The following is a 4,811-nucleotide window of genomic DNA, read 5'->3' as shown; positions in this document are numbered from 1 at the left end:
GGCACTCACGGCGGCTGACGTGCAGGCCATCATCGGCGTGCAGAACGCCTATGCCGTGGCCATCGACCAGCGGGACTGGCCGGCGCTGCGGGCCTGCTTCGCACCGCACGCGCGGGTCGGTTTCGGACGGCCCGCGCGCCTCGCGCCCCTCGAGGAGTTCCTGGCCTGGGCGCCGCCGTTTCACGCCGCGCTCGGCCCCACCCTGCACCAGGTGAGCACCCACCACGTGCGACCGGATGCCGGTGATGATCAGGCCGCTGCGGTGGTCGGCGGGGGTGCGCTGGCGCTGGCTGAGGCGTCCTGTTATCTGCACGCGGTGTTGGTCAGCGCGGATCTGGCGTCCTGCCAGACGGTGTTCGGTCGCTACCGCGACCAGTTCGTCCACCTGGCCGGTCGCTGGGTGATTCAGCGGCGCGAGTTCCACCCGACCTGGCGTAACGTCACGACCGAAACGGGGATCACCGGAGCCGCGGCGACACCCGTGGCCGGGACCGAGCCCGCCGGGACCGGACCCGCCGGGACCGCGGAGACCGGGACCGTGAGCGCGGCGGACGAGCGGGAGGCGCGGTGACGGGGCAGCCGGTGCGGTTGGGGGCGGTGCTGCCGCAGGCGGAGATCCGGCCGAGTGATCCCGGTGCTGTCGTCGCGTTCACCCAGGGCCTCGAGGCCGCCGGCTATGTCGATCTGCTGGTGTTCGAGCACGTGCTCGGCGCGGATTCGGCCAGTCGACCGGGCTGGACCGGCTACTACGACCACACCGTGCCCTTCCTCGAACCGCTGGTGCTGTTCGCGCATCTGGGGGCGCTCACGTCGCTGTCGTTCATGACCGACGTGCTCGTCCTGCCGCAGCGTCAGACCGCGCTGGTCGCCAAGCAGACGGCCACCCTTGACGTCCTGCTCGGTGCCGGTGCCGGTGCCGGAACCGGGGCTGGTGGTGGCAGCGCTGGCACTGGTGGTGGACGGTTGCGGCTGGGGGTGGGGATCGGCTGGAACGAGGTCGAGTACGACGCGCTCGGGGTGGCGTTTCGCAGCCGGGCCCGCCGGTTGGAGGAGCAGATCCCGCTGCTGCGGGCGCTGTGGACGCAGCCGGTGGTGGCGCACGCGGGGGCGTTCGACACGATCGACCGGGCCGGTATCGAGCCGCGTCCGCCGTCGGGGGCGATCCCGATCTGGGTGGGCTGCGGTGACGCGCCCGCCGCGCTCGAGCGGGTGGGGCGGCTGGCCGACGGGTGGATTCCGCATCCGGCGCTCGGTGACGGGGAACGGTTGGCGGCGGCCTGGGCGCTGGTGCGTTCGGCGGCCAGGGACGCCGGACGGGATCCGGAGACGGTCGGTCTACAGGGCCACGTGGTGCTGCGGGGAGGAACGCCGGCGCAGGCCGCGGGGCGGCTCGGACGCTGGTTGGAGCTCGGCGCCAGCCATATCGCGGTCAACACGTTGGAGGCGGGGCTCGCCTGGCCGCAGGCGCACGCCGACGTCCACGCCGAGATCGCGGACCACTGGAAAACCCTCAACGGCTCGGCCTGACCAGGGGACACGGTGGTTTTCTAAACGTTGTTAAACGGTCGACTGTGCGGATGGGGCTGAGATAGCCTCACCCGAATGGGCGATCATGGGGTGGGGTCTGGATACAATATCGCTGCGGTTCACGAAGCCGTCGCCGCCGCGGTGCCGGATCGTGACTGCATTGTCTTTCGGGATCGCCGGCTGACCTACGCCGATATCGCTGAGCGTTCCCGTCGGTTCGCCCACGTGTTGCGCGACGGGGGGCTCGGGGCCAGGCCCAACGGTCGGGCGGGTCTCGGCTCGCACGAGTCCCAGCACGATCATCTCGCGGTGTACGCCCACAACGGCAACGAGTACCTCGAGGCGATGCTCGGCGCCTTCAAGGCCCGGGTCGCCCCGGTGAACGTCAACTACCGGTATGTCGCCGAGGAGCTGCGGCACGTCCTGTGGGACAGCCGCAGTCGGGCGATCGTGTACCAGTCGGAGTTCGCGCCGCGGCTCGCCGAGGTCCTCGCGGACCTGCCCGACCTGCACCTGCTCATCCAGATCGAGGACGACTCGGGCCAGCCGCTGCTGCCCGGCGCCACCTGGTACGCCGATGCCCTCGCCGGGGCGTCCGCGCAGCTGCCGGCCTGGTCGGACGAATGGTCACCCGACGATCTCTACGTCCTCTACACCGGCGGCACGACCGGGCTGCCCAAGGGTGTCCTGTGGCGGCAGGGGGACATCCACCTCACCGCGATGGGCGGGCGCCGACCCGACCGCACCCCGTTCTCGTCCCTGGCGGAGATCGCCCGCGCGGCTGTGGAGACCGACCCCACGGTCGCGTTGCCGGCACCGCCGTTCATGCACGGCGCCGGGCACTGGACGGCGTTCATGACGATGAACAAGGGTGGCATCGTCGTCATCCAGAGCCGCACCGACCGGCTGGACGGCCACGACATCGCCACGCTGCTCGAACGGGAACGGGTGCGGTTGCTGCAGATCGTTGGCGAGGCGTTCGCCCGGCCGATCGTCGAGGCGATCGGGACCGGGCGCTACGACGTCTCGTCGGTGCGCACGATCCTGTCCGGCGGGTCGGTGCTGACGACGGCGACGAAGCAGCGGCTGCTCGACCTGATGCCCGAGGTCACCATCATGGACGCGATCGGCTCGTCCGAGGGCGGCAGCCAGGGCCTGCAACTGACCTCCCGCCAGCAGCAGCAGCCGCCGCCGGCCGGCGTGTTCAGCCCGACGGAAGGCAGCGTGGTGGTCGCGGAGGATCGGTCCGGCCTGCTACCCCCCGGCCATGACGGCACGGGTTGGCTGGGTAAGACCGGCGCGCTGCCGCTGGGCTACCTCGGTGACGCGGACAGGACCGCCCGCACCTTCCCGACGATCGCCGGCCAGCGGATGACCATTCCCGGCGACCGCGCCCGCCTGCTCGCGGACGGCACCATCGCGCTGCTCGGCCGGGACTCGGCGACGATCAACTCCGGCGGCGAGAAGATCTTCGCCGAGGAGGTGGAGCAGGCGGTCGCCAGCCACCCCGGCATCCGCGACGTGGTGGTGACGGGCCGTCCCTCGCCGCGGTGGGGGCAGGAGGTCGTCGCGCTCATCCAGCCCCATGACGGTGTGGTGGTGACCGACGACGACCTCGCCACCGCGGCGGCCGCGCACATCGCCCGGTTCAAGCTGCCCAAGGCCTACATCCGCGTCGACGAGGTCAGGCGCTCGCCCGCCGGCAAACCCGACCTGCGGTGGGCCGCCGCCATCGCCGCCAAGGCCGGCCAGCCCGGCCAGCCCTGACCACGCCCTGCAGCCGCACCCCGAACTGCTCGGTCCAGAACCGGGGCAGGGGGGTGAAGGGGGGCGCCTGCCCCGGGCCGAGCAGCAGCGAGTCGGCCGCGGACTGCCCATGTTCGGACGCGGTGATCCAGTGCTCGACCCGCCGGGGCGTGGAGTCGATCAGCAGGTTCGGCCATCGGGCGACATCCCCGGCGGCGACCACCGACGGCACCACGGACAACCCGCCGCCCTCGTTGACGACGCCATGGCAGGACGCGGTGGTGAGCACCCCGTCGCTGATGTCGAGGCCGGAGCCCAGCAGCCAGCGCACCGCCGGCAGGGCGCCGACGGCGACGACTGCCGCGTCGGCGTCGATCCGGCCGCCGTCGTCCAGCCAGATCCGCACCCCGACACCGGACGGAGTGCGTTCGGTGGCCGGGGAGTCGGCGGTGGTCCAGCGCACCGGGTTACGTCCGAGCAGCAGGTCGACGTGGTTGCGTTCGTGCACCCGGGTCATCAGGGCGCCGACCTTCGCCCCGATCGCCGAGCCCATCAGCGCGTCCCCACGTCCGATCAGGGACACCTCGATGCCCTGAGGCTTATGCAGAAGTCTGATTTCATTTCAAAACAAAACGGGATGCGCCCGAGTTGAAAGGCAACGGCCCCTGCCCCACACGCGACGGAAAGGTAGTCGGCCACGAGGCCCTCCGCGACGACATGACCATGCTTGGCCAACTCGGCATCTTCCCGCCGACCCCCGCCATGGCCGCGCGGCTCGCCGCCTGGAAACTCACCGGCCGTGACCGACGCGCGGCGGCTGCGGTCTCAGCGCTCTCAGCGCGCGCCGCGGAGGCCGCGAAGTAGGTGAAGCAGGGCGACAAAGCCGGTGAAACAAGGTGGAGTAGCAGGGTGTCCGAAAAGCCGCCGTCGACATCGTTCCCCGCCGATACCCACCCGGCCCGACGGAACCGGACAGCTCGGGCGGTCCCACTGCACCACCCACCGCCAACGGACCTGTCTTCGACCTGTAGGATGGCCTCCGGGTCCGGTCCGGTCATACCGGCCGCACCGCCTCCGCACAGACCAACGACCTTTTTCCGCTGAGACTCTCCGTAAACGCCGTCCAGCGCTCTGAGCCCGGGCGTGGTTTTGCGGGTGTCGAGGACGTGGACGCCGAAGTCGGCGGCGACGGCGAATTGGCTGGTGAGCGTGGCGATGCCGGACATGCGCTGCAGAAGTTCAGTGCGGTCCGTTCGCTGGTGATGAGGCTTCGGGCCGGACCGTGCACTGAACCGGTATGTCTCCCGGTTTCGCGGTGTCGCCGTCGGCGAGGTGAGGCTTAATACTGACGCTGGGGTCGATGTGGTGCATGACGAGGTCCACCAGCTGTAGGCCGGCGATGATCCCGTGGGCGCGGCTGATGATGGTTGCCTCCGATACGAGGCCGTCGGGCACGCTCCATGGTGTCGTGAGGTCGCAGGCGGCGGTGGTCTGATCACTGCGTCGGACTCTGTGCTGCACTCGCCTGGCGCGGTTCT

The 4,811-nt window shown here is 70.8% G+C and carries 4 protein-coding genes and 1 pseudogene; 3 read left to right on the top strand and 2 right to left on the bottom strand.

Features of this window, described 5'->3' with window-relative positions; genetic code table 11:
* The 3 genes from G6R24_RS18280 to G6R24_RS18270 form a co-directional block, all read left to right on the top strand.
* A partial coding sequence (locus G6R24_RS18280; RefSeq protein WP_163550423.1) for a nuclear transport factor 2 family protein occupies positions 1 to 571 on the top strand: 571 nt, incomplete at its 5' end.
* The gene (locus G6R24_RS18275) at positions 568 to 1,527 is read left to right on the top strand and encodes an LLM class flavin-dependent oxidoreductase (protein WP_225438699.1); all 960 of its coding nucleotides are present in this window, start codon (positions 568 to 570) and stop codon (positions 1,525 to 1,527) included. The genes G6R24_RS18280 and G6R24_RS18275, both read left to right, overlap by 4 nt.
* Positions 1,528 to 1,602: 75 nt before the next feature.
* On the top strand, positions 1,603 to 3,294 hold the full coding sequence (locus tag G6R24_RS18270) for an AMP-binding protein (protein ID WP_163550422.1): 1,692 nt from the start codon (positions 1,603 to 1,605) through the stop codon (positions 3,292 to 3,294).
* On the opposite strand, the gene G6R24_RS18265 is transcribed toward G6R24_RS18270, so the two are convergent.
* Both G6R24_RS18265 and G6R24_RS18260 read right to left on the bottom strand, forming a co-directional pair.
* Positions 3,212 to 3,856: an FAD-dependent oxidoreductase gene (locus G6R24_RS18265; protein ID WP_225438698.1), complete on the bottom strand. Its 645-nt coding sequence runs from the start codon at positions 3,854 to 3,856 to the stop codon at positions 3,212 to 3,214. The genes G6R24_RS18270 and G6R24_RS18265 overlap by 83 nt on opposite strands.
* 656 nt (positions 3,857 to 4,512) lie before the next feature.
* A pseudogene (locus G6R24_RS18260) lies at positions 4,513 to 4,811 on the bottom strand (hypothetical protein); the annotation flags it as partial.

The organism is Candidatus Frankia nodulisporulans, assembly GCF_902806475.1.
In the GTDB taxonomy this organism is placed as follows: Bacteria; Actinomycetota; Actinomycetes; order Frankiales; family Frankiaceae; genus Frankia; species Frankia umida.
This window is presented reverse-complemented; position numbering and strand designations above follow the sequence as displayed.

What these genes read in the sequence shown, in the direction of transcription:
- G6R24_RS18270 (WP_163550422.1), top strand. Translation starts at nt 1,603, where the DNA reads ATGGGCGATCATGGGGTGGGGTCTGGATACAATATCGCTGCGGTTCAC.